22 protein-coding genes and 1 tRNA gene are annotated in these 25264 nt (G+C 65.4%); 8 read left to right on the forward strand and 15 right to left on the reverse strand.

Annotation, left to right across the window (positions count from 1 at the left end; genetic code table 11):
* Positions 1-61: 61 nt before the first annotated feature.
* Together B047_RS0108520 and B047_RS0108525 are read right to left on the reverse strand one after the other, a co-directional pair.
* A complete protein-coding gene (locus B047_RS0108520) occupies positions 62-2785 on the reverse strand; it encodes a 2-oxoglutarate dehydrogenase E1 component (protein WP_018466541.1) in 2724 nt (907 codons plus the stop codon).
* A 116-nt stretch (positions 2786-2901) separates the two neighbouring features.
* Positions 2902-3192, reverse strand: a complete 291-nt coding sequence (locus B047_RS0108525) for a 4a-hydroxytetrahydrobiopterin dehydratase (RefSeq protein ID WP_018466542.1) — start codon at positions 3190-3192, stop codon at positions 2902-2904.
* Between the two features lie 166 nt (positions 3193-3358).
* Between B047_RS0108525 and rplM the strand changes: the two genes are divergently transcribed.
* The gene (gene rplM, locus B047_RS0108530; RefSeq protein WP_018466543.1) at positions 3359-3817 is read left to right on the forward strand and encodes a 50S ribosomal protein L13; all 459 of its coding nucleotides are present in this window, start codon (positions 3359-3361) and stop codon (positions 3815-3817) included.
* Positions 3817-4203 carry a 30S ribosomal protein S9 gene (gene rpsI, locus B047_RS0108535; protein ID WP_018466544.1) on the forward strand — a complete coding sequence of 129 codons (387 nt, stop codon included), beginning with the start codon at positions 3817-3819 and terminating at the stop codon, positions 4201-4203. Before rplM ends, rpsI begins: the two co-directional genes overlap by 1 nt.
* Before the next feature lie 391 nt (positions 4204-4594).
* On the opposite strand, the gene B047_RS0108540 is transcribed toward rpsI, so the two are convergent.
* Complete coding sequence (locus B047_RS0108540) at positions 4595-5785, reverse strand: thiolase family protein (RefSeq protein ID WP_018466545.1); 1191 nt, start codon at positions 5783-5785, stop codon at positions 4595-4597.
* A gap of 236 nt (positions 5786-6021) precedes the next feature.
* Here B047_RS0108540 and B047_RS0108545 point away from each other — a divergent pair, with 236 nt between their 5' ends.
* Positions 6022-6618 carry a dioxygenase family protein gene (locus tag B047_RS0108545; protein ID WP_211209139.1) on the forward strand — a complete coding sequence of 199 codons (597 nt, stop codon included), beginning with the start codon at positions 6022-6024 and terminating at the stop codon, positions 6616-6618.
* A 2-nt stretch (positions 6619-6620) separates the two neighbouring features.
* Here the strand turns inward: B047_RS0108545 and B047_RS0108550 are convergent, their stop codons facing one another.
* Together B047_RS0108550 and trpS are read right to left on the reverse strand one after the other, a co-directional pair.
* Complete coding sequence (locus tag B047_RS0108550) at positions 6621-7337, reverse strand: hypothetical protein (protein WP_018466547.1); 717 nt, start codon at positions 7335-7337, stop codon at positions 6621-6623.
* Entirely contained in the window at positions 7334-8344 is a 1011-nt protein-coding gene (gene trpS, locus B047_RS0108555; protein ID WP_018466548.1) for a tryptophan--tRNA ligase, read from the reverse strand. Before trpS ends, B047_RS0108550 begins: the two co-directional genes overlap by 4 nt.
* A 119-nt stretch (positions 8345-8463) precedes the next feature.
* On the opposite strand from trpS, the gene B047_RS0108560 reads away from it, so the two are divergent.
* The gene (locus B047_RS0108560; protein WP_018466549.1) at positions 8464-9498 is read left to right on the forward strand and encodes a S1C family serine protease; all 1035 of its coding nucleotides are present in this window, start codon (positions 8464-8466) and stop codon (positions 9496-9498) included.
* 36 nt (positions 9499-9534) lie between these two features.
* Here the strand turns inward: B047_RS0108560 and B047_RS0108565 are convergent.
* Positions 9535-9621 (reverse strand) — tRNA-Leu (locus B047_RS0108565).
* Positions 9622-9851: 230 nt separating this feature from the next.
* Positions 9852-10259 carry an acyl-CoA thioesterase gene (locus tag B047_RS0108570; protein WP_026234744.1) on the reverse strand — a complete coding sequence of 136 codons (408 nt, stop codon included), beginning with the start codon at positions 10257-10259 and terminating at the stop codon, positions 9852-9854.
* A 98-nt stretch (positions 10260-10357) separates the two neighbouring features.
* Between B047_RS0108570 and B047_RS0108575 the strand changes: the two genes are divergently transcribed.
* Together B047_RS0108575 and B047_RS0108580 are read left to right on the forward strand one after the other, a co-directional pair.
* The gene (locus tag B047_RS0108575; protein ID WP_018466551.1) at positions 10358-12109 is read left to right on the forward strand and encodes a M3 family oligoendopeptidase; all 1752 of its coding nucleotides are present in this window, start codon (positions 10358-10360) and stop codon (positions 12107-12109) included.
* A 55-nt stretch (positions 12110-12164) separates the two neighbouring features.
* The gene (locus tag B047_RS0108580) at positions 12165-12902 is read left to right on the forward strand and encodes a YebC/PmpR family DNA-binding transcriptional regulator (RefSeq protein WP_018466552.1); all 738 of its coding nucleotides are present in this window, start codon (positions 12165-12167) and stop codon (positions 12900-12902) included.
* Position 12903: 1 nt separating this feature from the next.
* Here B047_RS0108580 and B047_RS0108585 read toward each other — a convergent pair whose 3' ends face one another.
* From B047_RS0108585 to B047_RS0108600, 4 genes are all read right to left on the reverse strand, one after another.
* Positions 12904-13719 (reverse strand): metallophosphoesterase, encoded by an 816-nt coding sequence (locus B047_RS0108585; RefSeq protein WP_018466553.1) that lies wholly within the window; start codon positions 13717-13719, stop codon positions 12904-12906.
* A 28-nt stretch (positions 13720-13747) separates the two neighbouring features.
* A complete protein-coding gene (secA, locus tag B047_RS0108590) occupies positions 13748-16765 on the reverse strand; it encodes a preprotein translocase subunit SecA (RefSeq protein ID WP_018466554.1) in 3018 nt (1005 codons plus the stop codon).
* Positions 16766-16827: 62 nt separating this feature from the next.
* Positions 16828-17796, reverse strand: a complete 969-nt coding sequence (tsaD, locus tag B047_RS0108595; RefSeq protein ID WP_018466555.1) for a tRNA (adenosine(37)-N6)-threonylcarbamoyltransferase complex transferase subunit TsaD — start codon at positions 17794-17796, stop codon at positions 16828-16830.
* Positions 17797-17799: 3 nt separating this feature from the next.
* Positions 17800-18774: a tRNA dihydrouridine synthase gene (locus tag B047_RS0108600; RefSeq protein WP_211209140.1), complete on the reverse strand. Its 975-nt coding sequence runs from the start codon at positions 18772-18774 to the stop codon at positions 17800-17802.
* A 64-nt stretch (positions 18775-18838) separates the two neighbouring features.
* Here B047_RS0108600 and B047_RS0108605 point away from each other — a divergent pair, with 64 nt between their 5' ends.
* A complete protein-coding gene (locus B047_RS0108605) occupies positions 18839-19741 on the forward strand; it encodes an AAA family ATPase (protein ID WP_018466557.1) in 903 nt (300 codons plus the stop codon).
* 14 nt (positions 19742-19755) lie between these two features.
* On the forward strand, positions 19756-20475 hold the full coding sequence (locus B047_RS0108610; RefSeq protein ID WP_018466558.1) for a DUF58 domain-containing protein: 720 nt from the start codon (positions 19756-19758) through the stop codon (positions 20473-20475).
* Here the strand turns inward: B047_RS0108610 and B047_RS0108615 are convergent.
* From B047_RS0108615 to B047_RS0108635, 4 genes are all read right to left on the reverse strand, one after another.
* Entirely contained in the window at positions 20472-21392 is a 921-nt protein-coding gene (locus B047_RS0108615) for a lactate/malate family dehydrogenase (RefSeq protein WP_018466559.1), read from the reverse strand. The genes B047_RS0108610 and B047_RS0108615 overlap by 4 nt on opposite strands.
* Positions 21393-21801: 409 nt before the next feature.
* Positions 21802-22452: a nuclease-related domain-containing protein gene (locus B047_RS0108625; RefSeq protein WP_018466561.1), complete on the reverse strand. Its 651-nt coding sequence runs from the start codon at positions 22450-22452 to the stop codon at positions 21802-21804.
* 54 nt (positions 22453-22506) lie between these two features.
* A complete protein-coding gene (locus tag B047_RS0108630; protein WP_018466562.1) occupies positions 22507-24261 on the reverse strand; it encodes an acyl-CoA dehydrogenase family protein in 1755 nt (584 codons plus the stop codon).
* 160 nt (positions 24262-24421) lie between these two features.
* Positions 24422-25051, reverse strand: coding sequence for a hypothetical protein (locus tag B047_RS0108635; RefSeq protein ID WP_018466563.1), 630 nt, complete (start codon positions 25049-25051; stop codon positions 24422-24424).
* Positions 25052-25264: the final 213 nt, after the last annotated feature.

A 25264-nucleotide genomic window follows, 5' to 3' on the forward strand; every position in this document is an offset into this window, starting at 1 on the left:
TGTTTGACTCGAGTCGCTTCGTACGAGATAAACCCCGGCTACTGCGCCGGGGTTTGGGGGCTCAGAGGCCGAGGGCCTCCCTGACCAATTGCTCCTGTTCGCGCTTGTGCACCTTGGACGAACCCACAGCCGGGCTGCTGGACTCGGGGCGGGCAATGCCCTCGAAGGCATGTCCGTAAATGAGGTGGCCGAAACGGGCCTTGAGGAACCACCAGGCTCCCATGTTACTGGGCTCCTCCTGCACCCAGTACACAGGCACCTTCTTGCCAAAGGGCTCGAGCGCCGCCGCCAGCTCCCCTTCGGGGAAGGGGTAGAACTGTTCCAGACGTACGATGGCCACGTCCTCCTTGCCTGCGGCCTTGCGGGCGGCCTCGAGGTCGTAGAAGACCTTGCCCGAGCACAACAGGACACGCGAAACCCTTTTCGGATCGGCCCCGGTGCTGTCGGGCAACACCCGCTGGAAACGGCCTTTGGTGAGCTCTTCGATGGGCGAGACCGCCTCGGGATTGCGCAGCAGGCTCTTGGGCGTCATCACGATGAGGGGCTTGCGCCAGGGGCGCTTGACCTGGCGGCGCAGCAGGTGGAAGTACTGCGCGGGGGTGGAGGGGTAGGTCACCTGCATGTTATCGGTAGCGCACAACTGCAGGAAGCGCTCGAGGCGGGCGGAGGAGTGCTCGGGACCACCCCCTTCCATGCCATGCGGCAGCAGCATCACCAGCCCCGAGAGGCGGCTCCACTTGACCTCGGCGGAGGCGATGAACTGGTCGATGATGACCTGGGCGGTGTTCACGAAGTCGCCGTACTGGGCTTCCCAGATCACCAACCCATCGGGGGCGTCGAGGCTGTAGCCGTACTCGAAGCCCAGCACTCCGGCCTCGGAGAGGGCTGAGTTGTAGAGCTCGACCGGAGCCTGTCCCTCGACGAGGTGCTGGGCGGGGATGTAGCGCCTGCCAGTGACTGTATCGGTGTAGCCGCCGTGCCGCTGAGTGAAGGTGCCGCGCACCACGTCCTGACCACTCATGCGCACCCGGTGTCCCTCGGCGGCGAGACTAGCGAAGGCCAGCGCCTCGGCGGCGGCCCAGTCCAGAGGCCGCTTGCCCTCGCCCATCTCAGCGCGGCCCTGCACGAAACGGCCCAGCTTGGGGTGCAGGTTGAAGTCCTCGGGTAGCGTGGTCAGGCCCTTCATCAGCTCGTACAGCCTCTCGAGCGCCACCCCCGTGTCCACGTCAGGAGTGCCGTTTTCAGGACCGCCATGATAGCCACTCCAAATGCCCCCGCCCGCGTGCGGACGGACGGTGGAAGGTGCACTGCGCGCTTCGGCGAAGGCCGCATCCAGCTTGACCTGGTATTCCTGGGCCATCGCCTCGGCCTCGGCTTTGCTCAGCACCCCGGCGGCCTCGAGCTTAGGGAAGTATCCCTGGTAGGCCGGGGGCTTGCTCGCGATGATCCGGTACATCTCGGGCTGGGTGAAAGCGGGTTCGTCGGTCTCGTTGTGGCCGCGGCGGCGGAAGCCCACCAGGTCGATGAACACGTCGCGCTTGAAAGCGGCGCGGAACTCCATGGCCATCACCACGGCAGCGTAGACGGCATCCGGGTCCTCGGCGTTGACGTGGAAGATGGGGCTTTCGATCATCTTGGCGATCTCGGTGGAGTAGCGCCCGGCAGTGTAGTCGCTGGGGTCGGTGGTAAAGCCCACCTGGTTGTTGAGGATCACGTGCAATGCGCCCCCCACGGTGTAGGCCCTCAGCCCAGAGATGTTGAGCGTCTCCTGCACGATGCCCTCACCAATGAAGGCCGCATCCCCGTGCACCACGACCAGCAAGCCCTTCTTGCGCTCGGTGTCGCCGAAGCGGTCCTGCTTGGCCCGCAAACGTCCCATCGCCACCGCGCCCACGAACTCCAGGTGCGAGGGGTTGAAGTTGAGCGAGATGTGCAACGGCCCGCCAGGGGTCTGGATGTCGTTGGAGTGGCCCAGGTGGTACTTCACATCGCCGTGATACCCCTCGGGAAATTGCTCCTCGAACTCCAGGAAGATATCGCGCATGGGTTTGCCCACGATGTTGACGAGCACGTTGAGCCGGCCCCGGTGGGCCATCCCCATCACCACCTCAGTCACCCCCTGGCGGGCCGCCTGCTCCATGGCCAAATCCAGCAGGGCGATGATGGCTTCAGAGCCTTCGGTGGAGAAAGTTTTAGCGCCCAGGTACTTCTTCTGCAGGAACTCCTCAAACAGCGTGGCCTGCATCAGGCGCTCGTAGATGCGTTTGCGGGTGGAAGCGTCGGGCTGGGGGAAGGCCCCGTCTTCGATGCGGGCCTCGATCCAGCGGCGCACCTCGGGATCATCGAGGTGACCGATCTCGATGCCCATGCTGCCGGTGTAGCGCTCCTTCAGGCGCTGTACAGCCTGCCCCAGGGTCTCGGCCCCGCTCACCAGGCCGGGCGGGATGGGGCGCTCGAGGTCGGCGGCGCTCAGACCGTGGTATCCCAGCTCGAGTTCAGGCACCGGGGGACGTGGCCGGCCCAAGGGATCGATCCGGGCAGCCAGATGACCACGCTCGCGGTAGGCCGAGATCAGCCGGGTGGCCTTGAGTAGAAAGTCGGCCAAATCGGCGGGCAGGGCCGCCGCACCTACCGTAGCAGCTAAGCCATTGCTCAGCCTGCCATCGGCCAGGGTTCTGGCAAAGTACCCCTGCCACTCAGGGCTGACGCTGGATGGGTTTTGCTGGTAATCGTTGAAAAGGGCCTCGAGGTAGGCCAGGTTGGCGCTGTCCACCGCTCGCTCCATACACTCACCAATCGAAAAGTTTACTCCCTTTTTTATATGTGCAAGGTGAAGCGGGGCGGCTTGGGTGTAGGTACACCCTCAACCCCAATCCCCCGACACACCCGCAACCCGTAGTTTCAAGCGAATTTAGCGTACACCGCATCTGTAGCCCTGGCAGCCTCGATGTCGAGGGAGGTGATACCTCCTTGGGAATGGGTTATGTAGGCTACCTGCACCTTCTTCCACCCGATGCCCAGCAGGTCGGGGTGGTGGTCCTTCTTCTCGGCCAGCAGCGCGATCCGCAGGGCGAAGGCCGCCCCGTCGGCATAGCTGGCGAAGGTGTAGGTCTTCTCGAGCCTCCCGCTCACCACAGCCCAGCCCGGCAACTCGGCGAGGGCCTGGGCGATTTCCTGGTCGCTGAGTTTCATGCCCCTCGAGTTTAACCCCTTCCCCGGTGAGCTGTGTTTCGATTCGCGTCTTGCACACGCCCCCCGCTCTTTACCCAGGCCAAAGCCCTATGCTATATTGCTCGCTGGCGTTCTTTGCGGAAGGCCCCCGATCCTTTTGTCAAAGAACAAACCTCAACCCCCGCTGATGGTAGGCAGCGGGATCAGGAGAGCCCAAGTGTTCAAGACCTACGTTCCTCAAGAGCGCGAACCCGGTTGGGTCGTGGTAGATGCCGAGGGCCAGACCCTCGGTCGCCTGGCTTCGCAGATCGCCCGCGTGTTGCGTGGCAAGCACAAGCCTGACTGGACCCCCAACATGGCCACCGGCGACATCGTGGTGGTGATCAACGCCGCCAAGGTGCGCCTGACCGGCAACAAGCCCCACACCAAGGTCTACACCCGCTACACCGGCTACCAGGGCGGCCTCAAGAAGGTCGTAGCCGCCGAAATGCTGGCCCACAAGCCCGAGAAAGCCATCGAGCATGCCGTCAAGGGCATGCTGCCCAAGGGTCCGCTGGGCTACCGCATGTTCCGCCGCCTCAAGGTCTACGCGGGCCCGACCCACCCTCACCAGGCCCAGAAGCCCACCAAGCTGGAGGTCAAGTAATGGAGCAGTACTACGGCACCGGCCGTCGTAAAACCAGCGTGGCGCGGGTCTTTCTGCGCCCCGGCAAAGGCAAGGTCAGCGTCAACGGCCTCGAGTTCCAAGATTACTTCGGCAACCTCGTGAAGGCTGTGTCGGCCCTCGAGCCCCTGCGCGCCGTGGACGCCGCCAACCGCTTCGACGCCTACATCACCGTCGAAGGCGGCGGCAAGAGCGGCCAGATCGACGCCATCAAGCTGGGCATCGCCCGCGCGCTCGTCAGCTACAACGCCGACCTGCGCAGCAAGCTCAAGCCCCAAGGCTTCCTCACCCGCGACCCCCGCGAGGTCGAGCGCAAGAAGTACGGCAAGCACAAAGCCCGTCGGGCGCCGCAGTACTCCAAGCGTTAAACGCGCTCGAGAATTTCAAAACCCTCCCGTCTGGGAGGGTTTTTCTTTGATGCTACGTGGCCGATGGCCGATCCCGCTCTTCGTGGGCTAATGAACTACCCACAACCAACTACGTCTGGTTGGAGTTTCGCGCGACCATCCTCACAGGCTCAAACGTGTGTGGGGCACTCGCCTGCGGCTCCCTTTACGCGCATCCCCGTTCCAGGGGCGACCCACACAAGTATTGTGGAGCATTTTGCCCCGGTGGGGCTATCCTTCCCCTGAGTACCGGCATCGCCGGGGGCCGGATGGCCCTTCACTTGAGTACCGGCATCGCCGGGGGCCGGATGGCCCTTCACTGACCAGCCCAACGGCGGTCTGGTCGGGGACTGCCGCCCCACGCCCCTATGGTTCAAATGGCCTCGAGCGCCAGCGCAGCAGAGCCCCCTGTACCGTGGCAGATCGCCGCCAAGCCCCGGCTCTTGCCGTAGGTGTGCAGGGCGTGGATCAGGGTGGTGAGGATGCGCGCGCCGCTCGCGCCGATGGGGTGTCCCAGTGCGATGGCCCCGCCGTGAACGTTGAGCTTGTCCATCGGCACGCCCAGCAGCCGGTGGAAGAGGAGGTTGTTGAGGGCGAACGCCTCGTTGTTCTCGAAAAGGTCGAAGTCGGAGAGCTGCATCCCCAGCTTGCCCAGCAGCTTCCTGACCGCGGGAACCGGAGCTTCGGGGAAGCGCCAGGGTTCCCCGGCAGCCCAGCTCGAGCCCAGAATGCGGGCGATGGGCTTGAGGCCGTACTTCTGAAGGGCTTCACCACTCGCCAGCAACAAGGCCGCCGCCCCGTCGGAGATCTGCGAGGAGTTGCCGGCGGTGAGCACGCCGTCCTTCTTGAAGGCCGGGCGCAGGGCGGCCAGGGACTCGAGGGTGGTTTCGGGCCGCACCCCCTCGTCCTTGCTCACCACCTCCACGCCCTTACGGGTCTTAACCTCGATAGGCACGATCTCCCGGCTGAAGTGGCAGGCTTCCGTCGCCTGAGCCGCCCGCCAATTGGAGTGCAGCGCCACTTCGTCGAGCTCGGCGCGGCTTACCCCGAACTCGGCAGCTAGACGCTCGGTCTGCTCGCCCATGGCCTCGCCGGTGAAGGGATCGGAGAGTCCGTCGCGCTGGAGGATGTCCTGCAGTTGCTCGGGGGCCCCGGCCAGGTACTTGTAGCCCCAGCGGGCTCGGCTGCTGAGGTAGAAACCGGTCTGGCTCATGGACTCCATGCCCCCCACCAACACCAGCTCCGCATCGCCGCTCTTGATGGTCAGCGCGCCGTTGGCGGTAGCCTGCATCCCCGAGGCGCAGACCATGTCCACCGCGTAGCCGTCCACGCTCTGGGGAATGCCCGCCTTGAAGGCGGCCTGACGGGGGGGTAGCTGACCGTGCCCGGCCCTGAGCACCTGCCCAAAGATGAATAGGTCGAGGTCGCCGCCTTGCACCCCGGCCTTCTCGAGCGCCGCCTTCATCACGTGGGCCCCCAAATCGACCGGGGAGAAGTCCTTCAGCGCCCCGCCAAACTTCCCAATGGGGGTTCGAACCGCCGAAACCACAAACACTTCGCGCATGATCGCCTCCTTGCTATATGCTACGGTATTTGAGCGGTGAGTTGTAAAAACGTCACATCGGGTGGCCGAGTTGTAAATCCCAATAACCCCTTCTAGAATCGGGGCAGTTTGCGCCGATGTCAAACCTAGGGGGTCGGATGGACGGGTCGTCCGCACACGCCACTTGTTCGTCCAACGTTCACACCCGCAGGCTACCCTGTCCCCAGGACTCAGGCTGCATGCCGAAGGAGGAAAGCGTGGAAAACAAGCCAACGAAACAATGGACCCGGCGCAAATTTCTCTGGGTGGCCCTGGCCGCTCCCCTCCCGCTGGCCCTGGCTCAGCCCGGCCCCACCCTCCCGGCCACCCCAGCCTGCGGCGACGAGGACGACGAACCCACCCCTCCCCAGACCGAAGGCCCCTACTACAAGCCCCGCAGCCCTGAGCGGAAGTCGCTGCTCGAGGGCGGCCTGAGCGGGACAAAGCTGCTGATCCAGGGTTACGTGCTCTCCACCGGCTGCAAACCCGTGGCCCGCGCCCTGCTGGACTTCTGGCAGTGCGACGCACAGGGGCAATACGACAATCAGGGCTTCCGTCTGCGGGGTCACCAGTTCAGCGACGCCAGCGGGCGCTTTGTGCTCGAGACCATCGTCCCCGGCCTCTATCCGGGCCGTACCCGGCACATTCACGTCAAGGTGCAGGCCCCCAACCGACCGGTGCTCACCACCCAGCTCTACTTCCCCGACGAGCCCTCCAACGCCTCCGACCGCATCTTCGACCGGCGGCTGACCATGGCCGTGCAGAAGAGCAACAACCTGTGGCAAGCCCGCTTCGACTTCGTGCTGCGGGTTTGAGCTCAATCCGCCGAAGCCTGCAACCCTGAGCGCGTTTGGGACGGGTTAGGAAGGGCTTCCGGCGCGATGAACTCGACCTCGAGCGCCCCGAAGTTCTCGCTCTGCCGCAGGCGCACCTCCCCTACCCGGTGGGCCTCGAGCAGGGCCGAGAAGGCCACGGTCTGCTCGGCCCAGGTGCTCAGGGGCAGTTGGCCAAACAGCGCCCGCCGCACCCTGAGCAGGAAGTCCCGCAGCCTGGCCCAGGCCTCCTTGAGGCCAAAGCGCTCGGGCTCCATCTGGATTTCCGCCCGCCGGGTGAAGGGGCGCACGGCCTCGAGCAGCCGCTCGAGCGGCAAGGGGCGCAGGCGTCTGTCTTTGGGCAGGGGTGGCGGGGGCACCGGCAGCACCCTCGAGCGCTCCTCAGCCCGCTGGCGCAGGAACTGGATGGCCTCCTGCAAAGCCACCAGGGTTTCCAGGAAGCCGGCGGCCTCGTCCGCTTCGTCCTCCTCTATGGGGGCTGGCTCGACCCTGGCGAAGGCCCGCAGCTTGAAGAGGATCAGCTCGGCCAGCAGGGGCAGCAGCTCGCTGCGCTGGGAGAGCTCGAGCGCCTCGACCTGGGCTAAAGCCTGCTCGACCAGGCTCAGGACGGGCAATTCCCTCGCTGCCAGGCTACCCCGCCGCACGGCTTCGGAAAGCTGGAGCGGCGTGCCGGAGAAGCCAGGAAAAGCGAGGTGGATCAAGAAAGCACCTTCCGTCGGGGAGCGAGCAGGCCGAACTTCTCGCGCACCTCTTCCATGGTGGCCTGCGCGATGGCCCGCGCCCTGCGCGCGCCGTCCTCGAGGGCGTCCAGTACGCGCTCGGGGTTGGCCCGCAGCTCCTCGGCCCGCTCGCGGATGGGCCGCAGCGTTTTCATCATCTCCTGAAACAGGATTTGCTTGACGACCAGCGTGCCGATGCCCCTGCGGGCGTACTCCTCGCGCAAGACCTGGATCAGCTCGGGCGGGGCGAAATACTGCAAGAACTTGAAGGGCACGCTGCGCTCGGGGTCACCGGGGTCGGAGAGGCGGATGCGGGCGGGGTCATCGGGCATGACCCGGATCTTCTGCCAGATGCTCTGCTCGTCCTCGAGCAATCCGATGGTGTTACCCACGCTCTTGCTCATCTTGGCCTTGCCGTCGATGCCGGGTACGCGCGGAGCGTTGGGGTTGAGGTAGATCTGTGGCTCGGGGAAGGTCTCGCCGTACTCCTGATTCCACCTCCGGGCGATCTCGCGGGCGAGCTCGAGGTGTTGGGTCTGATCGTCCCCTACCGGCACGGTGTCGGCCTTGTAGATCAGGATGTCGGCAGCCATCAGCACCGGATACATCAGCAACCCTGCCGGGACCGACTCGAGCCTGGAAGCCTTGTCCTTGAACTGGGTCATGCGGGTCAGGTCGCCGTAAGGGGTCTGGGTGGTAAAGATCCAGGCCAGCTCGGTGTGTTCGGGCACGTGCGACTGCACGAAGAGGATGACCTTGTCGGGGTCGAGGCCCGCGGCCATGTTGACCAGCCCAGCCTCGAAGGTGCGCTGTCGCAGCAAATCCTTGTCATAGGCCGCCGGGTTGGTGGGCGCGTGGTAATCCACGATGCAATAGATCGCGTCCCGGCCCAGCCGCTCCCCGAGGGCCACATAGTTGACCATGGCCCCCAGGTAGTTGCCAATGTGAAGCTCGCCGGTCGGTTGAAAGCCGGAAAACACCCGTTTCATCCGGAACAGGATACCAAAGCCAGCTCGTACGTCTCACGTCTGGTTCCCGCGAATACCGCCTACAGCAATGTGCTCCAAACCCCCACTTTTCGAGCCAAGCTCGTCCTACACTGTGAAACATGCGCACCCTGGTGCTGGCCGTGATGGTCGCTTTCATGGGGCTCTTGGCAACCGGAGCCCAGCAGAACGGCGAGCCTTCCCTGCCCGATCCACGCACTGCGAGGGCCCAGCTCGAGCAGATCTACGAGCAGATCCACCCAGCGGCAGTCCGCATCGAGACCCGGCCCGAGGGGGTCGGATCGGGCTTCTTCATCAGTCCCGATGGCCTGGTGCTCACGGCCTACCACGTCATCGAGGACACCCAGCGCTTCTGGGTGCGCAGTGCCGACCAAAGGCGTTACCCCGCCGAGGTGGTGGGCTACGACGCCCTGCGCGACATCGCCCTGATCAGGGCCAGGGTGAGCCAACGGGTGCCTTTCATGGAGCTCGAGACCGCCAAAGCCGTGCGCAAGGGTGAATCGCTCATGACCATCGGCAACTCGCGCGGCGCTTTCATCGCTCCACGGATCGGCGTGGTCACCAGCATCGGTCGCACCATCCGGCCCGACTTCCCCAGCGACCTCATCGCCTCGACCATGCCGCTGGCTCCGGGCGACTCGGGCGGCCCCGTGCTCAACACCGAGGGCAAGGTGGTGGCCATCGCCGTGGCCATCGGGCGGGAGGCGCAGGAGGGCCAAGATGTCCCCGTGTTCCAGAGCTACGCCACACCCCTGCTAGGCCTGGACAGCCTGGTCAGCCAGATCAAGGCTGGCTACCGCCGCGACATCCCCTTCATGGGCGTGAGCCTCAGCCAGCTTTCCGACGACGAGGCCCGCGCGGTGGGGCTGCGCCAGGGCGGGGTGGTGGTGATGGAGCTGCTCGAGGGCTATCCGGCGGCCACCTCGGGCTTGCAGCCCCCTCGCCGCCTGTCGGAAAACCGGGTGCTGGCCGATCTGATCCTCGAGGTCGATGGGCGGGTGGTCCAGAGCCCCAACGACCTCATCGCCTACGTGCGCAGCCGCCAGGTGGGCGACACCATCACCCTCAAGGTTCTGCGCGGCAATGAGACCCTCACCGTCAAGATCACGCTCACGCCGAAGTGGCGAAGCGGCTGAAAGCAAAACCCCCGGACCTGGAGTCCGGGGCCTTCGTGGTGCCGGGAACAGGACTTGAACCTGCACACCCTTGCGGGCACATGACCCTGAATCATGCGCGTCTACCAATTCCGCCATCCCGGCACAGGATGCGCTTCAGACGCAAAAGAAATAGTAGCCGCGATGCTTCGATTCGTCAAGGGGAGGTTATACCAGATTCGGTTAGTTCGTCACCGAATGGGAACGCCGCCCCGCCAGGGCGGGGCGGTCGACCGAAGGGATACGCTTGCTTCGCCGACCGTCAGGGAGGGGTGTGCTCTGGGATTCAAAAAGATAGCCTCTGGGTTTTGAAGAGTATCTCTTTGAATCCGCTACTATAGCCCCTCGACCGGATCGGTCTCGAGCCGCCGGATCGCCTCGCGCAGGGCCCCGGGCAAGGGGCTCGGCTTGCCCTGCTCGAGCCACACCTGCACCGTCTCACCCTTGGCGGCGAGTTCACCGTTGGCCCACACCTCGAAGATCATGCGGAAGCTACTGTTGCCCACCTTGCTCACGCGGGTCATGACCCTGACGTCGTCGTGAAGGACGATGGGACGCCGGTAGTCCACCTCGGCCCTGGCCAAGATGAAATTGCCACTGCCCGCCTCGTAGCCCAGTCGTAGGAAATACTCCACCCTGGCCGTCTCGGCATAGCTCAGGTAAACCGCGTTGTTGACGTGGCCCAGCGGGTCCAGATCGCGGAAGCGCACGTCGATGTGCACACAAACGGGGAAATTGCTCACCGCTTAACTCTACACGCCCGCCGAGTCATAGGGGAATGACCCATGACCATCGGAGCTGCTGACATCAGCAGCGCTTGCCCGCCGCGTATACTCAGGCCATGCACCTAACTGCTCAGCTCCCCCGCTGGAACCTCGAGCCCCTCTTCAAGGGCCTGCAAAGCCCCGACTTCCTGGAGGCCTACACCCGCCTCGAGCAGCAGATCGCCGAACTCGAGGCCCTGTTCGAGCGCTACCAGATCGGCGCACGCCCCATGCGCGAGGACGATCCGGCGGCCTTTGCCGCCATCATCGAGCAGCTCAACGCCATCACCCTCTCACAAAGCCGCATCAGCACCTACCTCCACGCCCTCATCTCCACCGACTCCACCAACGAGGAGGCCCAGGCCCGCTACTCGCTCTACCGGGGTCTGATGGTGCGCCTGCAGAAGCTACGGCCCAGGCTCACACCCTGGCTGGCCGCCCTCGAGCCCGAGGTGGTGAGGGCCGGGGAGTACCGCATCTTGATCGAAGAAGCCCGCGTCCAGGCTCAGCACCTCATGAGCGAGGCCGAGGAAGTGCTGGCCGCCGAGCTCTCACTCTCCGGCGGCAGCGCCTTTGCCCGGTTGCACTCCGACGTCTCGAGCCAGATCACCGCGAGGGTGCGGGGTGAGGAGCTGCCCATCTCCAGCGTCCGCCTGTTGGCCTTCGACCCTAACGAGGCCACCCGCAAGGCCGCCTACGAGGCCGAGCTCGAGGCCTGGAGGGCCCACCAGGTCCCCCTGGCCGCCGCGCTCAACGGCTGGAAGGGGCAGCAAAGCACCCTAAACCGCAAACGCGGCTGGGCCGACGACCTCGAGCCCACCCTCTTCGCCAACCGCATCACCCGCAGGGCGCTCGAAGCCATGCAGGAGGTGATGGAGGCCAGCTTCCCCCACTGGCGGCGCTACTTCCGCGCCAAGGCCAGGGCCTTGGGGAAGGCGAGCTTAGACTGGTGGGACCTCTTTGCCCCGGTGGGCAAGGGCCATAGCCGCTGGAGCTGGGAGGCGGGCCGCGACTTCATCATCGAGCACCTGGCCTCCTTCTCCCCCGCCGACGCCGAGGTGGCCCGGCGCATGTACGCCGAGGGTCGCATCGACGCCGAGCCGCGCAAGGGCAAGCAGGTGGGGGCCTACTGCGCCCACTTTGGCGGCGGCGAGAGCCTGATCTTCACCAACTACGAGGAGAGCTTCGGCGGGGTGGGCACCATGGCCCACGAGCTCGGCCACGCCTACCACAACCACTGCCTGCGCTCCAAGCCTCCCCTGCTCGCGCGCGGCCCCATGACCCTGGCCGAGACCGCCAGCATCATGAACGAGACCATCGTCACCGAGGCCGCCTTGCGCAAGGCGAGCGCAGACGAGCAGGTCACGCTGCTCGAGGGCAACCTCCAGGACGCCGCCCAGGTGATCGTGGACATCCACTCCCGCTTCCTCTTCGAGCGCGCGGTCTTCGAGCGGCGTAAGGAGCGCGAGCTGTCGGCCAGCGAGTTCTGCGCGCTGATGCTCGAGGCCCAGCAGGCCACCTACGGCGACGGCCTGGCGAGCTACCACCCCTACATGTGGGCCGTGAAGGGCCACTACTACGGCATCGACTTCTACAACTACCCCTACGCCTTCGGCCTGCTCTTTGGGTTAGCCCTCTACAGCAAGCAGCTCGAGCTCGGCCCCGACTTCTTGCCCCAGTACGAGGACCTGCTGGCCTCGGTCGGGGTCTATCCGGCCAGGGAACTCGCCGCCCGCTTCGGCTTCGACCTCGAGGATCCCGCCTTCTGGCAGGGGGGAATGGACGTGCTGATCGAGCGCATCGGGCGCTTCGAGCGGCTCGTGGGGTAACCAGCGGCCTAAGGCCCCGCGTCTCCGCCCACCCTATAATGGAGAGCGGTGACTTATGGCAGGCCATAGCAAGTGGGCTCAGATCAAGCGGAAGAAAGCCGCCAACGACCTCAAACGCGGCAAAGTAATCAGCAAGTACCTGCGGGCCATCGCGGCGGCGGCCAGGGCCGGGGGTAGCGCCGATCCGGCGGCCAATGCCCAGCTTCGCAACCTCATCGAAGCGGCCAAAATGGACGACGTACCCAACGACAACATCGAGCGCCTACTCAAGCGCTTACAGGGCGGCGAGGAGGAGGGGTCCAACTACGAAGAGGTGGTGTACGAGGGCTACGCGCCGGGCGGGGTGGCGGTGCTGGTGTACGCCCTCACCGACAACCGCAACCGCACCGCCAGCGAGGTGCGCCACGTCTTCAGCAAGCACGGGGGCAGCCTGGGGGCCAGCGGAGCGGTGGCCTGGCAGTTCGAGCGCCGGGGCTATATCTGGCTCGAGCCCAATACCGAAGCCGCGCAGGAGGCCGCCATCGAACTGGGGGCTTTGGACTTGCAGGAGAGCGAGGAGGGATTGGAGGTCTACACCGATCCCCAGGAGGTCTACACCATCGCCAGTGGGCTCAAGGAGCGGGGCTTCAAGCCGGAGGATGTGCAGATCACCATGGTTCCGCAGAACACCATGGCGCTGGCTCAGGAAGACGCCGAGAAGGTGCTGCGCATGATCGAAGCGCTCGAAGACCTCGACGACACCCAGAACGTCTACTCCAACCTCAACCTCGAGAACGTCACGGTCGAAGCCTGACCTACAACCGCCCTCCCTGGCCAGCTTCGAGTGTGCCAGGGAGGTGGTTGTTTTGCTTCCTGCTTTCCCCCGGGTGCAGCTCGTGGATGACGATTTCGGCCTTGGCCCGGAAGCGGATGGGCACCGTGGAAACACCCAGGCCCCGCGAGACGAAGCCTTTCACCGGACTTTCAAACCAGCCCTCCGCGAAGCGCTTGCCATACCTCGAGGAGGTGCTGACGGGCCCGATGATGGGCAGCTTGATCTGCCCGCCGTGGGTGTGCCCCACCAGCGTCAGGCCCACCTTCGCGGGTATCTCGAAGAAGTAATCGGGATTGTGGCACAGCAGTAACACTGCCCCCCCAACGTGTTCCCGTAGGGCTCGCTCAACGTCGGGCTGGCCGTGCCAGAGGTCGTCCACTCCGGCCAGGTAAAGGTCATTGCGCACCTGAACCCCGGCGTTGTTGAGCAGTCGCACCCCGGCCTGCTCGAGCCACCCCTGGAGGTCGGAGAGATCGCGGGACTTGTAGCGCCGCAGCCGGTAGTCGTGATTGCCCCACACCGCCCAGGTGCCCAGTGGGGCTCTCAGCCCGGCCAGCTCAGCCACGGCGGGCCGGATCCACTCGGCGCGGTGGGTGTCGGTGAGGTCGCCGCTGATGACGATCAGATCGGGTTGGTGCGCCACGGTGGTCTCGACCCAGCGCCTGACGATCCTCGAGTCGATGTAGTAGCCGATGTGCAGGTCGGAGAGGTGGGCCACCCGCACCGGGCGCTCGAGGCCCGGAAGGGGCTGGGTATAACGGTTGACCTCGTGAGCGGCGAGCCAGGGAAAGCGCATGGAGATCGTGCTACTCAGGCCGTACGTCCTACTTCTTATGCTTCTTCCTCTCCTCGCGCTCGAGCTTGCGGCGCTCGGCCCGGCTCAGGCCCGAGGTGTTGGGGTTGTGGGCGGGCTTCTCGCGGCGGACGGTGAAGGGGTCGGGCTGGGGCTGGCCGAAGACGCTGGGGGCGGGGCTGGCCTCCACCACGGGAGCTGGGATGGCCTGCTGCCGGGGGGTGGGCTCGAGTTCGACCTTGAGGCGGAAGAGGAACTTGGTGACCTCGCTCTTGATGGTGGCGATCATCTCGTTGAAGAGCTTGGTGGCTTCAAACTTGTACTCCTGGAAGGGGTCTTTCTGACCGTAGCCGCGCAACCCGATGCCCTGGCGCAGCACGTCGAGGTTGTGCAGGTGCTCCTTCCAGAAGTTGTCCACCACCTGCAAAATCACGAAGCGCTCCACCGCCCGCATGATCTGGGGCGAGAGCTCGGCCTCGCGCCTGGCGTACTCGGCAAGTGCCGCCTCGATGAGCTTTTCCACGCCTTCGTCGGCCTTGAGCGAGCGCAGCGACTCGTAGTCGTAGTGCTCGAGGCCCGGCACGAAATCGGTCATGGCGCCCTTGAGGGCGCTGAGGTCCCAGTCCTCGGGATGTACCTGGGGGTTGAGGTGCAGTTCAGCCGCCGCCGCCACGCTGTCTTCGATCATGGCCTGGGCCGCTTCACGCACCTCCTCGTCCTTGCCCAGGAGGATGGTGCGACGCTGGGCGTAGACCACCTCGCGCTGGCGGGCCATCACGTCGTCGAACTGCAGCAGCTGCTTGCGAATGCCGAAGTTGCGGTCCTCCACACGCTTCTGGGCCCGCTCGATGGAGGCAGTGACCATGTTGTTGACGATGGGCTCGCTGTCGTCAAAGCCCATGCGGTCGAGCATGGCGATGATGCGCTCGGAGGCGAACAGGCGCATGAGGTCGTCGTCGAAGGAGACGTAGAAGCGCGAGGAGCCGGGGTCACCCTGGCGGCCCGCGCGCCCCCGCAACTGGTTGTCGATGCGGCGCGACTCGTGGCGCTCGGTGCCGATGATGTGCAAGCCGCCCAGTTCCTTCACCCTCACCTCGTCGGCGGCACAGGTGTCGCGCAGGCGGCGGATCTCCTCCATGATCTCGGGGCGCACGCCGAGCTCGGAGCCCAACCGCCGGGCTTCGTCTTCCTCACCTTGAACCAGCTTCTTGATGAAGAGCTCGACCTTCCACTCGTAGCGGTCGAAGCCTTCCTTTTGCAGCAGGGCCGCCGCCAGGTACTCGGCGTTACCGCCGAGCTTGATGTCGGTACCGCGCCCGGCCATGTTGGTCGAGATGGTCACGGTCTTGCTGCGCCCGGCCTGGGCCACGATCTCCGATTCGCGTTCGTGGTACTTGGCGTTCAAAACCTGGTGCGGGATGCCCTTGCGGATGAGCTCGAGGGTGTGCACCGAGCGCTTGAGCGCCTCCCAGGCGGTGCGGAGGTTGCCCTTGGGGGGGATGGCCGGGTCGTAGGGCTCGAGGTCGGCCTCCTTGAGCTGGGCCGGGCGGGCCAGGAGGCTCTTGATCTGCTCCCACTGCCCCCCGCTCTGCTTCTCGGCGGCCTTGAGGAAGAGCTGAGTGCGGAACTCGAGCTGGGCCAGGTAGTGGCGCGGCTCCTTGAGCATCGCCGACAGGCGCTCGGACTTCTCGACGGAGATGGTGCCCACCAACACCGGCTGACCCTTCTCGTACTTCTCGGCGATCTCCTCGACCACGGCGAAGAACTTGCCCCGCTCGGAGCGGTAGACCACGTCGGGGTTGTCCTCGCGAATGACCTTCTTATTGGTGGGGATGGTACGCACGTCCATCCCGTAGATCTCCTGGAACTCCTTCTCCTCGGTCTTGGCAGTGCCGGTCATGCCCGCGACCTTTTCGTAGAGGCGGAAGAAGTTCTGGTAGGTGATGGTGGCCAGCGTCTGGTTCTCGCGCTCGATCTTGACGCCCTCTTTGGCCTCAATGGCCTGGTGCAGCCCCTCGCCATAGCGCCGTCCGGGCATCAGGCGACCGGTGAACTCATCGACGATGATCACCTGGCCGTCCTGGATGATGTAGTCGCGGTCAACGTGGTAAAGCTCCTTGGCCCGCAGCGCCTGGGTGAGCATGTGGGCCTTCTCCATGTTCTCGGTGTTGAACAGCCCCTCCACACCCAGCAGCTTCTCGGCCTTGGCGATGCCCTGCACGGTGAGGTGTACCGACTTTTGCTTCTCGTCGATGGTGTAGTCGCCGGTGGGCTCCTTGCGCACACCGGGCTCGGCCTTCTCACCGCGCTCGAGCTTCTTGGCGATCTCGGCCATGCGGTAGTAGAGGTCGGTGGCCTTCTCGGCGGGACCGCTGATGATGAGCGGGGTACGGGCCTCGTCGATGAGGATGGAGTCTACCTCGTCGATGATGGCGTAGTGCAGCGGGGTGTCGTGGCGCAGCACCAAGAACTCAGGCTGCACGACCATGTTGTCGCGCAGGTAGTCGAAGCCCAGCTCCGAGTTGGTCACGTAGGTCACGTCGGAGCGGTAGGCCGCCTGGCGCTGCTCGGGGGTAGAGTTGTGCTGGATGATGCCCACGCTGAGGCCCAGGCCACGGTACACCGGCCCCATCCACTCCGCGTCGCGGCGGGCCAGGTAGTCGTTGACCGTGACCAGGTGCACGCCCTTGCCGGCGATGGCGTTGAGCGCGACCGCGAGGGTAGCCACCAGGGTCTTGCCCTCGCCCGTGCGCATCTCCGCAATCTTGCCCTCGTGCAACGCGGCCCCACCGATAAGCTGCACGTCATAGTGGCGTAGTCCCAGATAGCGTCGGCTGGATTCGCGGGTCAGGGCGAAGGCCATCGGGAGCAAGTCCTCGAGGGATTCCCCGTTCTCATAGCGCTGGCGCAGCTCGGCATAGGCCGCGGCCAGGTCTTCGATCTTCTGCACCTCGGGCTCGAGGGCGTTGACCGGCGCGACCACGGTTTTCCAGTAACGAGCGATATGCCGCTCGTTGTTGTCGAAGAGCTTATTGATGAGGCCCAACATAACCGTTCACGATTCTAACCCGGCAAGATGAGGATTTGGGTGGCCTCGAGCCGTCGGCATCATCACGCCAGCGGCAAATATGCGGCCGCCGGCAGGCTCAGGGCGTCCCCCCGGCCATCCCAGCGCCGCCAGGCGGCCAGGGCGATCATGGCGCCGTTGTCGGTGGCCATGCCCCTAGGCGGGAACAGGAGCTTCAGGCCCGCGTGCTCGAGCCGCTCCCGCAAAGCCCGGTTCTGCGCCACTCCCCCCGTGACCAGCAGGGTCTGGAGGCCGGTGTCCCGCGCTGCGCGCAGCACCACCGCAGCCAGGTGCTCGACCACGACCCGCTGGAAGCCGGCGGCGATGTCGGCCCTGTCGAAGCCCTTCTCGGCGGCCCGCAACGCGGCGGTTTTGAGCCCCGAGAAGCTGAAGGCGTACTGACTGTGCCCTTGCAACGGCACGCTGAAGGGCACCGCCTCGGGATCACCCTGAGCCGCCAATTTCTCGATCTCCGGCCCACCGGGGTAGCCCAACCCCAGCAGGCGGGCCACCTTGTCGAAGGCCTCCCCGGCGGCGTCGTCCATGGTGGCGCCCAGCAGCTCGTACTGGCCCCAGGCCGTGACGCGAAAGAGGTGGCTGTGTCCACCCGAGGCGATGAGGGCCAAGAAGGGCGGCTCGACCTCAGGATGCTCGGCCAGCGCGGCGTAGAGGTGGCCCTCGAGGTGGTGCACCCCTACGAAGGGTCTCTTCAGCGCCAGGGCCAGCCCCTTGGCGTAGGTATAGCCCACCAGCAGGGCACCGATCAGACCGGGGCCTCGGGTGGCCGCGATCAGATCGAGGTCCCGGAGGCCAATCCCCGCCTCGGTCAGGGCTTGCTCGAGCAGCCCGTCGATGACCTGGGTGTGCTCCCTCGAGGCCAGCTCCGGCACCACCCCACCATACTGCTGGTGCAGCAGGGTCTGCGAAGCCACCTTATTGGCCACGACCCGCCCGTCGCGCACCAGACCCACACCGGTGTCGTCACAGGAGGTGTCTATGCCCAGGACCAGCATCCCCTAGAGGATTGTGGGGGCTTGGCAGGTCGGGGTCAAGGGGCACAGGCTCGCGAGTATACCCTCGAGTTCCTGCAAGGTGCTAGCCCGCTTGAGCACGGAGTGAAGCTCGGGTCTCGAGGGAAAGTAGCGGGGCAACACCTTGCGCATCTGGCGTATCCCGGAGTGTTCCCCGTACCACTGCACGTTGAGCTGGGCGTGGCGCAGGGCTGTTTGAGCACGCTCGCTCTCGGAGGGTGGGGACTTCCCAGCGATCTGGGCGAAGATCCAGGGGTTGCCCACCGCGCCCCGCCCAATCATCACCCCGGCTACGCCCAGCTTCAGGCGCTCGAAGTACTGCTCGGGGGTGGTCACGTCGCCGCTGCCGATGACCGGGACGCGCACCGCCTGAGCCACGCGGGCGATGGCCTCCCAATCAGCCTCGCCTGCGTAGCGCTGCTGGCTGGTACGTCCGTGAATGGTGATCAGGCTGACCCCGGCAGCCTCGAGCCCCTGGGCGATCTCGAGGCTGCGGTCGCAGTCCCAGCCCAACCGGATCTTGGCACTCACCGGCAGGCTGGTGCCCTGGCGCATGGCCCGCACCAGGTCAAAGGCCAGCTCCGGCGTCTGAAGTAGGCAGGCCCCACCTCGACCCGCCATTTTGGGTGCGGGACAGCCTATGTTGAGGTCCAGGGCTACCGGGGCGAATTCGGCCTCGGCCTTGGCTGCCGCATCGCGCAGCACGTCGGGATCGTGGCCGAAAAGCTGGAGCACCAACCGCTCCTCGCCGGGGTAGGGGGCACCCAGCTCGAGCGAGCGGCGCTCCCCAGCCAGGAAACCCCGTGCCAGCACCATCTCGCTCACCACCCAGCCCGCGCCGTGCTCGAGGGCTAGCTTGCGGAAGGGCGCATCGGTGTAGCCGGCCATGGGCGCGAGTACCGCCCGAGAGTCGCGTAGGGCGCGGCTGTAGAAATCGTCCTGAAGGGGCACAGTAAGCACAACCTAAACACTCTACCCAAATCCGGTCTACCCCCGATACCCCATCCACCGCTATAGTCCAGACATGTCGCGCCCCGCACTCACCCGGCTCGAGGCCTCCCTCTGTGGCGTGCTCTTCGGACAGGAGCGCGTGATTCGCGAGCTCCTGGCCACGGCGGTGGCCGGCGGCCACGCCCTGCTCGAGGGCCTCCCCGGTCTGGGCAAGACCCTGCTGGCCCGCTCGTTCGCCCAGGCCTCGGGCCTCTCCTACCGCCGCATCCAGTTCACCCCAGACCTACTGCCCGCCGACGTGACCGGCACCGAGGTGCTCGAGGACGGCCAGTTCGTCTTCCGCCCCGGGCCGCTCTTCGCCCAGGTGGTGCTGGCCGACGAGATCAACCGGGCCACCCCCAAGACCCAGTCGGCCTTGCTGGAGGCCATGCAGGAGCGTGGGGTGACGGTGGGCGGAGAGCGCCACGCTCTGCCCGAGCCCTTCATCGTGCTGGCTACGCAGAATCCACTCGAGCTCGAGGGCACCTACCCCTTACCCGAAGCCCAGCTTGACCGCTTCATGAGCAAGATTACAGTAGAAGCCCCACCCAGAACGGTCTGGCTGCGCATCCTGAGCGAGGAGCCCGCCCAGCCAGTGGCGGTGGAGGGTCTGGACCTGCTGCAAGCCCGCCAGGAGCTAGGCCAGGTCGTAGTAAGCCAGCCCGCCCTGGAGGCCATTGCCAACGCCGGACAGCTGACCCTCGAGGACAAGCGCCTGCGGATGCCGCTCTCCCCGCGTGGGGCCAAGGCCTGGCTGGCCCTGGCCCGCGCCCTGGCCTACCTGGCGGGCCGGGCTCACCTGGACTGGGAGGACCTGCGCCAGGCCATGCGCCCGGCCCTCTCGCACCGCCTGCTGCTGAGCGAGGAGGCCCAATTCGAAGGCGTCACCGTGGAGGCGGTGCTGCAAGACCTACTCCGCAGGACGATGCCGAGGTGAAAGTCCTACCTACGATGACCCGCTACCGCATCCGCACCCAGCCCACCCAGCCCTACGCGGGCGAGCGCACCCGGCCCCGCCCCGGAAGGGGCCTGGAGTTTTACGAGTTGCGTGGCTACACCCCTGGCGACGAGCCCCGCTTCATCGACTGGCGGGCTTACGGGCGCAGCGGGCGGCTGTACACCCGCGTCTTCCAGGTCGAGCTTCCCGCCCGCTTCACCTTCTTGCTCGACGGCTCGCCCAGCATGGCCCTCTTCGGCAAGGCCCCCTATGCCGAGCGTGTGCTGCACCTGCTGGCCGGGCTCTCCAGAGCCGAAGGAGCCTTCCTGTGGGGGCAGGGACGCTATCGGGGTGGGGCCAAGGCTGTGGCGGAGGGACCTAGAGTGGTCCTTGGGGTTCCCCGGCCCAAAGGGACAACCGTGCTGATCACCGACGGGCTCGACGAGCTGGACTGGGTGCGCCTGTTGAACAAGCTCAAGCACGTGGTCCTGGTGCAGGTGTTGGCCCCCGAGGAGCTCTCTCCCCAGCCCCAAGAGGCCCTACTCCACGACGTGGAGACCGAAGAGAGGCTCGAGATCGGCCCTGCCGAGGTCGCCGCCTACCAGAGCGCCCTCGAGGCCCACCTGCGCAAACTCAGGCTCACCGCCCGCAGGCTGGGGAGCTACGCCCTGCTGCGGGTGGGTGAGCCCATGGTGCCTGCGCTGCTGCGCCAGGGAGTCTTGGAAGAGCGCTAAATGCGCTCGAAGATGCCCTTCAGGCTGTTGACCAGCACCTCGAGCCGGAAGCGCTCCTCGTGCGAGTAGGGTAGGTCCAGGGTCTCGATCACGCCTCTGGCCCCCACGATACGCGGCAGGGAGAGGGAAACGCCGTATTCGGGGCTTCGGGCGCTGACGGTGAGCACGGTCTGGGCGTCGCGCAGGATGGCTTCCACCACCCGCGTAATGGCCGCCCCGACCCCATAGGAGATGGCTCCCTTACCCTCCACCACCCGCCGGTTGGAGCGCTGCACGCGGTCGGTGATCGCGGCCTGGTCACGGGTGGTCCAGGGCACCCCGCGCTGCTCGGCGAACTCGGTCACCGGCAGCCCTGCGACGTTGAGGTTCGACCACGCCACCAGCGCCGAGTCGCCCTCCTCCCCGACCACGTAGCCGTGGACGTGCTCGGGCGCAATTCCAAGGTGCGCCGCCACCGCCGCCCTGAGCTGCATGGTCTCGAGCACCGTCCCCACCCCCAACACCCGGCTGACCTCGCGCCCTTCTAGCAGGCGGTAGACGTACTCGGTCATGGGATCGACCGGCTGTGTCGCCACCAGGATTACCGCCTGGGGAGCGGCCTCGAGCAGCTGCGGCATCACCTCGCGGAAGATGAGGGTATTGCTGGCGATCAGCTCGGTACGGCTCAGACCCCCCTTCTGCCGCAACCCCGCTGCCAACAGCACCACATCGGCCCCCCGCACCTGGGCGTAGCTTCCGCTATAGACCCGCACCCCTCGGTTGAGCGTGGCCGCCGCGGCCACGTCGGCAGCCTGGGCTTGAGCTTTGTCCTGATCAACGTCCAGCAGGACGATTTCCTCGCACGACCCCCGTAGCGCCAGGGTGTGAGCGGTAGTAGCTCCGACCAACCCAGCGCCGATGATGGCAACTTTGCTCATGCTCACGCTCCTGTTTCCCAGTCTAACCAAGTCGGCAAGCCGTCCATCTGCGCTTACTCGAGCCATGGCCCACCAGAATCCCGTCCGGCAAGCCGCTTTTGAGGAGCACTCGCAGGTATGCCATGATACCGGATTCAAAAAGATAATCACCAAAACCAAAAACCTTCAGAGGCCATCTTTTTGAATCCTAGAGCACACCCCTCCCTGACGGTCGGCGAAGCAAGCGTATCCCTTCGGTCGGCCGCCCCGCCAAGGCGGGGCGGCGTTCCCATTCGGGAACGAACTGACCGAATCTGGTATGAGTTCTTGAAAGACAGCACCTGGCGCTACGAAGCCCTCGAGGGAAGCGACGTTCTCGAGCTACCCTGCCTCGAGCTCGGGGTGGGGCTCGAGGAGATTTGCCGGAGCGTCACTTGACCAACCCTTCGGCCTTCTTGACCGTAGCGATGAAGTCGCCATACTCCCAGACCTTCGGCAGGCTCGAGAGATGGCGCAGCAGTTCCTCAGGGCGTTTGACCGGGAGTTTTCCGACCCGGTCCCCCTCGAGCTGATCGCTCACGAGCACCAGAATCGGCTTTACTTCTACCCCCAGAATCTCCTTGAGCTTGTGTGACTGCCGCCAGGCCTGCTTGACCACCTCGTCCTGGCGTCTGCCCTTGTTGTACAACCCCTTCAGCGTCGCGATCACCTTGCCGCTGTAGTTCTTGACCTCCACGTTGAACACCCCGGCGGGTCCGATCACTAAATGGTCCACGTTCTCCCCACCCAAGTCCAGGTCGTGAAAGACGCGCCAGCCGGTGGGGAGTTGCTCGAGGATCCTGCCGACCGTGACCTCCCCGACGTAGCCCTTGCCTACGGCCCGGACGGCCTTGGCCATCTCTTTGCTGCTGAGTACCCGCAGGACGAGGAACAGGGCCACCAGCGGAGCCGCCGGGGCAAGGAAAGGCACGAGCACCCGGATGAGGAGGTATCCCCCGATCCCAACGACGAGGAGGATCACCGCTAAGGCAAGAAGCTTGTTGCGCAAAGTCTTTCCGGCTGTACCGTGCTTGATGGGCATGCCCCAAAATACAAAACCCCCGCGATTCTGCGGGGGCATTTGCCGCATCGAGGCTCAAGCCTTGGGCTGTGGGTAGCCTTCGGCTTCCAGCACCTTCTGGGCGATGCGGCGGCGCAGCTCCACGAGGTCGGTGGGTTCGTGCTTGGTCAGGCGGCGCACGGCGGAGGCCATCACCCGCATCTCATCGCCTTCGGCCAGGCGGGGCAGCACGCCGAGGGCGGCAGCCTGGGCGCGGTCCAAAGCCTGGTAGAGGTAGAGGGTGGTCATGTCGGCCCAGACCCCACCCCCTAAGCGGCGTGAGCGCAGCAGCATGGACTCGGCGGCGTAGATGTCGATGAGGATGTCGGCGGCGGTGGCCAGGATCTCCTGTTCCTCCTCGAGCTTGGTGGTGTACTTCAGGGCCGCCAGGCCGCTCGTCATCAGCACCAGCTTCTTGAGGTTTTCGATCTGGGCGAGCTCGAGGTCGTCGGGTTGGTCGAAGGAGGGCTCCAGGAGTTCCTTTTGCAGCTTTGTAGCCGCATCCACCAGCGGCAGCTCACCCTTCATGGCCCGCCTCAGCAGCATGCCAGGGATCAGCAGGCGGTTGATCTCGTTGGTGCCCTCGAAGATGCGGTTGATGCGGCTGTCGCGGTAAGCCCGCTCGATGGGGTACTCGGCGCTGTAGCCGTAGCCACCGTGGATCTGCACCCCCTCGTCCACGCAGTAGTCGAGCACCTCCGAGCCCAGCACCTTGATGATGCTGGCCTCGATGGCGTACTCCTCGATACCCGCCAGCACCGCCTCGGTGCCGCTCTTGCCCTGCAAAGCCTCATCGATGAGGCCCACCGTGCGGTAGGTGGCGCTCTCCCCGGCATAGATGCGGGTAGCCATCTCGGCGAGCTTGTGCTGGATCAGGCCGAAGTGGGCGATGGGCTTGCCGAAGGCCACGCGCTCCTTGGCGTACTTGGCCGACAGCGCCAGGGCGTGCTTGGCCCCGCCGATGGCCCCCGCGCCCAGCTTGTAGCGGCCCACGTTGAGCACGTTGAAGGCGATCTGGTGGCCCTTGCCGATGGTGCCCAGCACGTTTTCAACGGGCACCTTGACGTTCTCGAGGATCACCATGCGGGTGCTGCTAGCCTTGATGCCCATCTTCTTCTCCTCGGCGCCGAAGGAAAGACCGGGGGTGTCGCGCTCGACTAAGAAGGCGGTGAAGCCGCCGGGCCCGGCGGCTGAGCCGTCGATTTTGGCGAAGACGGTGAAGAGGTGGGCAAAGCCGGCGTTGGAAATCCACATCTTGGTGCCGTTGAGAACGTAGTGCTTGCCGTCTTCGCTGAGCACCGCCTTGGTCTTGGCCGCCAAAGCGTCGGAGCCGCTGCCGGGCTCGGTGAGGCAGTAGGCCGCGATCCACTCGCCGCTGGCCAGCTTGGGCAGGTACTTGGCCTTCTGCTCGGGGGTGCCGAAGTAGACCAGGGGGAGGGTGCCGATGGAGGTGTGAGCCCCGTAAGTCACGCTGAAGCCGCCAGTAGGCGAGAGCTCCTCGGCCACTACGGTGGAGATGGTCTTGGAGAGGTCGAGGCCGCCGTACTCTTCGGGCACCTCGATGCCCAACAGGCCCTGCTCGCCAGCCTTGCGCATCAGGGGAAGGTTGAGCTCGAGTTCGCCGTGCTCGAGGCGCTCGGCTACAGGCTGGTACTCACGCTCGACGAAGGTGCGGGTGGTCTTGATGATCTCGCGGACGGTGTCGTCGAAGTCCTCGGGGGTGAAGATGCCCTCGGGCCTCTCCAGCAGCCAGCCGCCGCCTTTTTTCGCCAGTTTGCGATCTGCGATCATGCCTGTACCTCCGGGAAACTTATACCGAGTCAAAGTTTATACCAAGGCAAAGCCTAAGTCAAACGGCCCTGGCTGGGCAAGCATGCGAAAGCTCGAGCCCCGCCCTTCACCAGCCCGCTTGCAAGTGCGCCCGCAAGCCACCCCTTCCGCGTCTGTAGAACTACTTGGTGGGCTCGACGATCACCTGGAGATCCTGCCGAACCCCCTTCCCGCTGAGCACGTCTTCGACTTCAACACGCAGGGTGTACTGTCCTGGCGGCGTACCCGTCGGGACATCGAAGGCCAGCACCATGTGGAGCCTGGTCGTGAACTCGATGCTCAGAATGCTCTCCGGCAAGGTGGGGTCCATCTGGGTAGGTGGGGCCAGGTCTCTGCGCTCCGCTTGAAGGCACTCGAGCACGCCCTCGGCAGAGATCAGGCCCACAGGCCAGCTTCCCGGCGACTGGCGCAGCACGAAACCCTCCAGCGAGCGGCGGGTAGTCAGGCCAGCATAGGTGCAGCGGGCAAAGGGGTTGAGCAGGAGTTCCTCGAGGCTTCGCTCGAAGATCGGGGTTGAGGTATAGCCCAGGCTCTCGATCGAAGCGTTGGTGAGTTGCCCACCCACAAGCCGGATAGCCCTGCCCCGCCAGTGCTGTTGGTCGTAGTCCGCCGCGACGTACCAGCGCTGTCCGGCGGCGACGGTGAGCACTCGGCTCGAGGTCAGGTCGAAGGCCTTGCTCGAGACACTCCCCAGCGGCACCGGGGCACAAGCTGCCAGGGCAAGGATGAGCGGGGGCAGGTAGCGAAACATGGCTCTAGCCTGTTCAATCAGGCTCCGGCTGTCAATCGGCCAAGCGACGGACAACCCGTGCTCACCATCAGGGAGCAGGAAGGGCGAAGGTTATACCGGATTCAAAAAGATAATCACCCAAACCAAAGACCTTCAGAGGCTATCTTTTTGAATCCTAGAGCACTCCCTTCGGTCGGGTCAGTTCGTTCCCGAATGGGAACGAACTGACCGAAT

The organism is Calidithermus timidus DSM 17022 (genome assembly GCF_000373205.1).
Lineage (GTDB): Bacteria > Deinococcota > Deinococci > Deinococcales > Thermaceae > Calidithermus > Calidithermus timidus.

Excerpts from the sequence above, each read along its gene's own strand:
- secA (WP_018466554.1), bottom strand. The coding sequence starts at position 16,765 with ATGTTGGGCCTCATCAATAAGCTCTTCGACAACAACGAGCGGCATATC.
- B047_RS0108615 (WP_018466559.1), bottom strand. The coding sequence starts at position 21,392 with ATGAGCAAAGTTGCCATCATCGGCGCTGGGTTGGTCGGAGCTACTACC.
- B047_RS0108625 (WP_018466561.1), bottom strand. The coding sequence starts at position 22,452 with ATGCCCATCAAGCACGGTACAGCCGGAAAGACTTTGCGCAACAAGCTT.
- B047_RS0108520 (WP_018466541.1), bottom strand. The coding sequence starts at position 2,785 with ATGGAGCGAGCGGTGGACAGCGCCAACCTGGCCTACCTCGAGGCCCTT.
- B047_RS0108575 (WP_018466551.1), top strand. The coding sequence starts at position 10,358 with ATGCACCTAACTGCTCAGCTCCCCCGCTGGAACCTCGAGCCCCTCTTC.
- B047_RS0108605 (WP_018466557.1), top strand. The coding sequence starts at position 18,839 with ATGTCGCGCCCCGCACTCACCCGGCTCGAGGCCTCCCTCTGTGGCGTG.
- B047_RS0108580 (WP_018466552.1), top strand. The coding sequence starts at position 12,165 with ATGGCAGGCCATAGCAAGTGGGCTCAGATCAAGCGGAAGAAAGCCGCC.
- B047_RS0108525 (WP_018466542.1), bottom strand. The coding sequence starts at position 3,192 with ATGAAACTCAGCGACCAGGAAATCGCCCAGGCCCTCGCCGAGTTGCCG.
- rplM (WP_018466543.1), top strand. The coding sequence starts at position 3,359 with ATGGTAGGCAGCGGGATCAGGAGAGCCCAAGTGTTCAAGACCTACGTT.
- B047_RS0108635 (WP_018466563.1), bottom strand. The coding sequence starts at position 25,051 with ATGTTTCGCTACCTGCCCCCGCTCATCCTTGCCCTGGCAGCTTGTGCC.
- B047_RS0108560 (WP_018466549.1), top strand. The coding sequence starts at position 8,464 with ATGCGCACCCTGGTGCTGGCCGTGATGGTCGCTTTCATGGGGCTCTTG.
- B047_RS0108540 (WP_018466545.1), bottom strand. The coding sequence starts at position 5,785 with ATGCGCGAAGTGTTTGTGGTTTCGGCGGTTCGAACCCCCATTGGGAAG.
- B047_RS0108585 (WP_018466553.1), bottom strand. The coding sequence starts at position 13,719 with ATGCGCTTTCCCTGGCTCGCCGCTCACGAGGTCAACCGTTATACCCAG.
- rpsI (WP_018466544.1), top strand. The coding sequence starts at position 3,817 with ATGGAGCAGTACTACGGCACCGGCCGTCGTAAAACCAGCGTGGCGCGG.
- trpS (WP_018466548.1), bottom strand. The coding sequence starts at position 8,344 with ATGAAACGGGTGTTTTCCGGCTTTCAACCGACCGGCGAGCTTCACATT.
- B047_RS0108630 (WP_018466562.1), bottom strand. The coding sequence starts at position 24,261 with ATGATCGCAGATCGCAAACTGGCGAAAAAAGGCGGCGGCTGGCTGCTG.
- B047_RS0108610 (WP_018466558.1), top strand. The coding sequence starts at position 19,756 with ATGACCCGCTACCGCATCCGCACCCAGCCCACCCAGCCCTACGCGGGC.
- tsaD (WP_018466555.1), bottom strand. The coding sequence starts at position 17,796 with ATGCTGGTCCTGGGCATAGACACCTCCTGTGACGACACCGGTGTGGGT.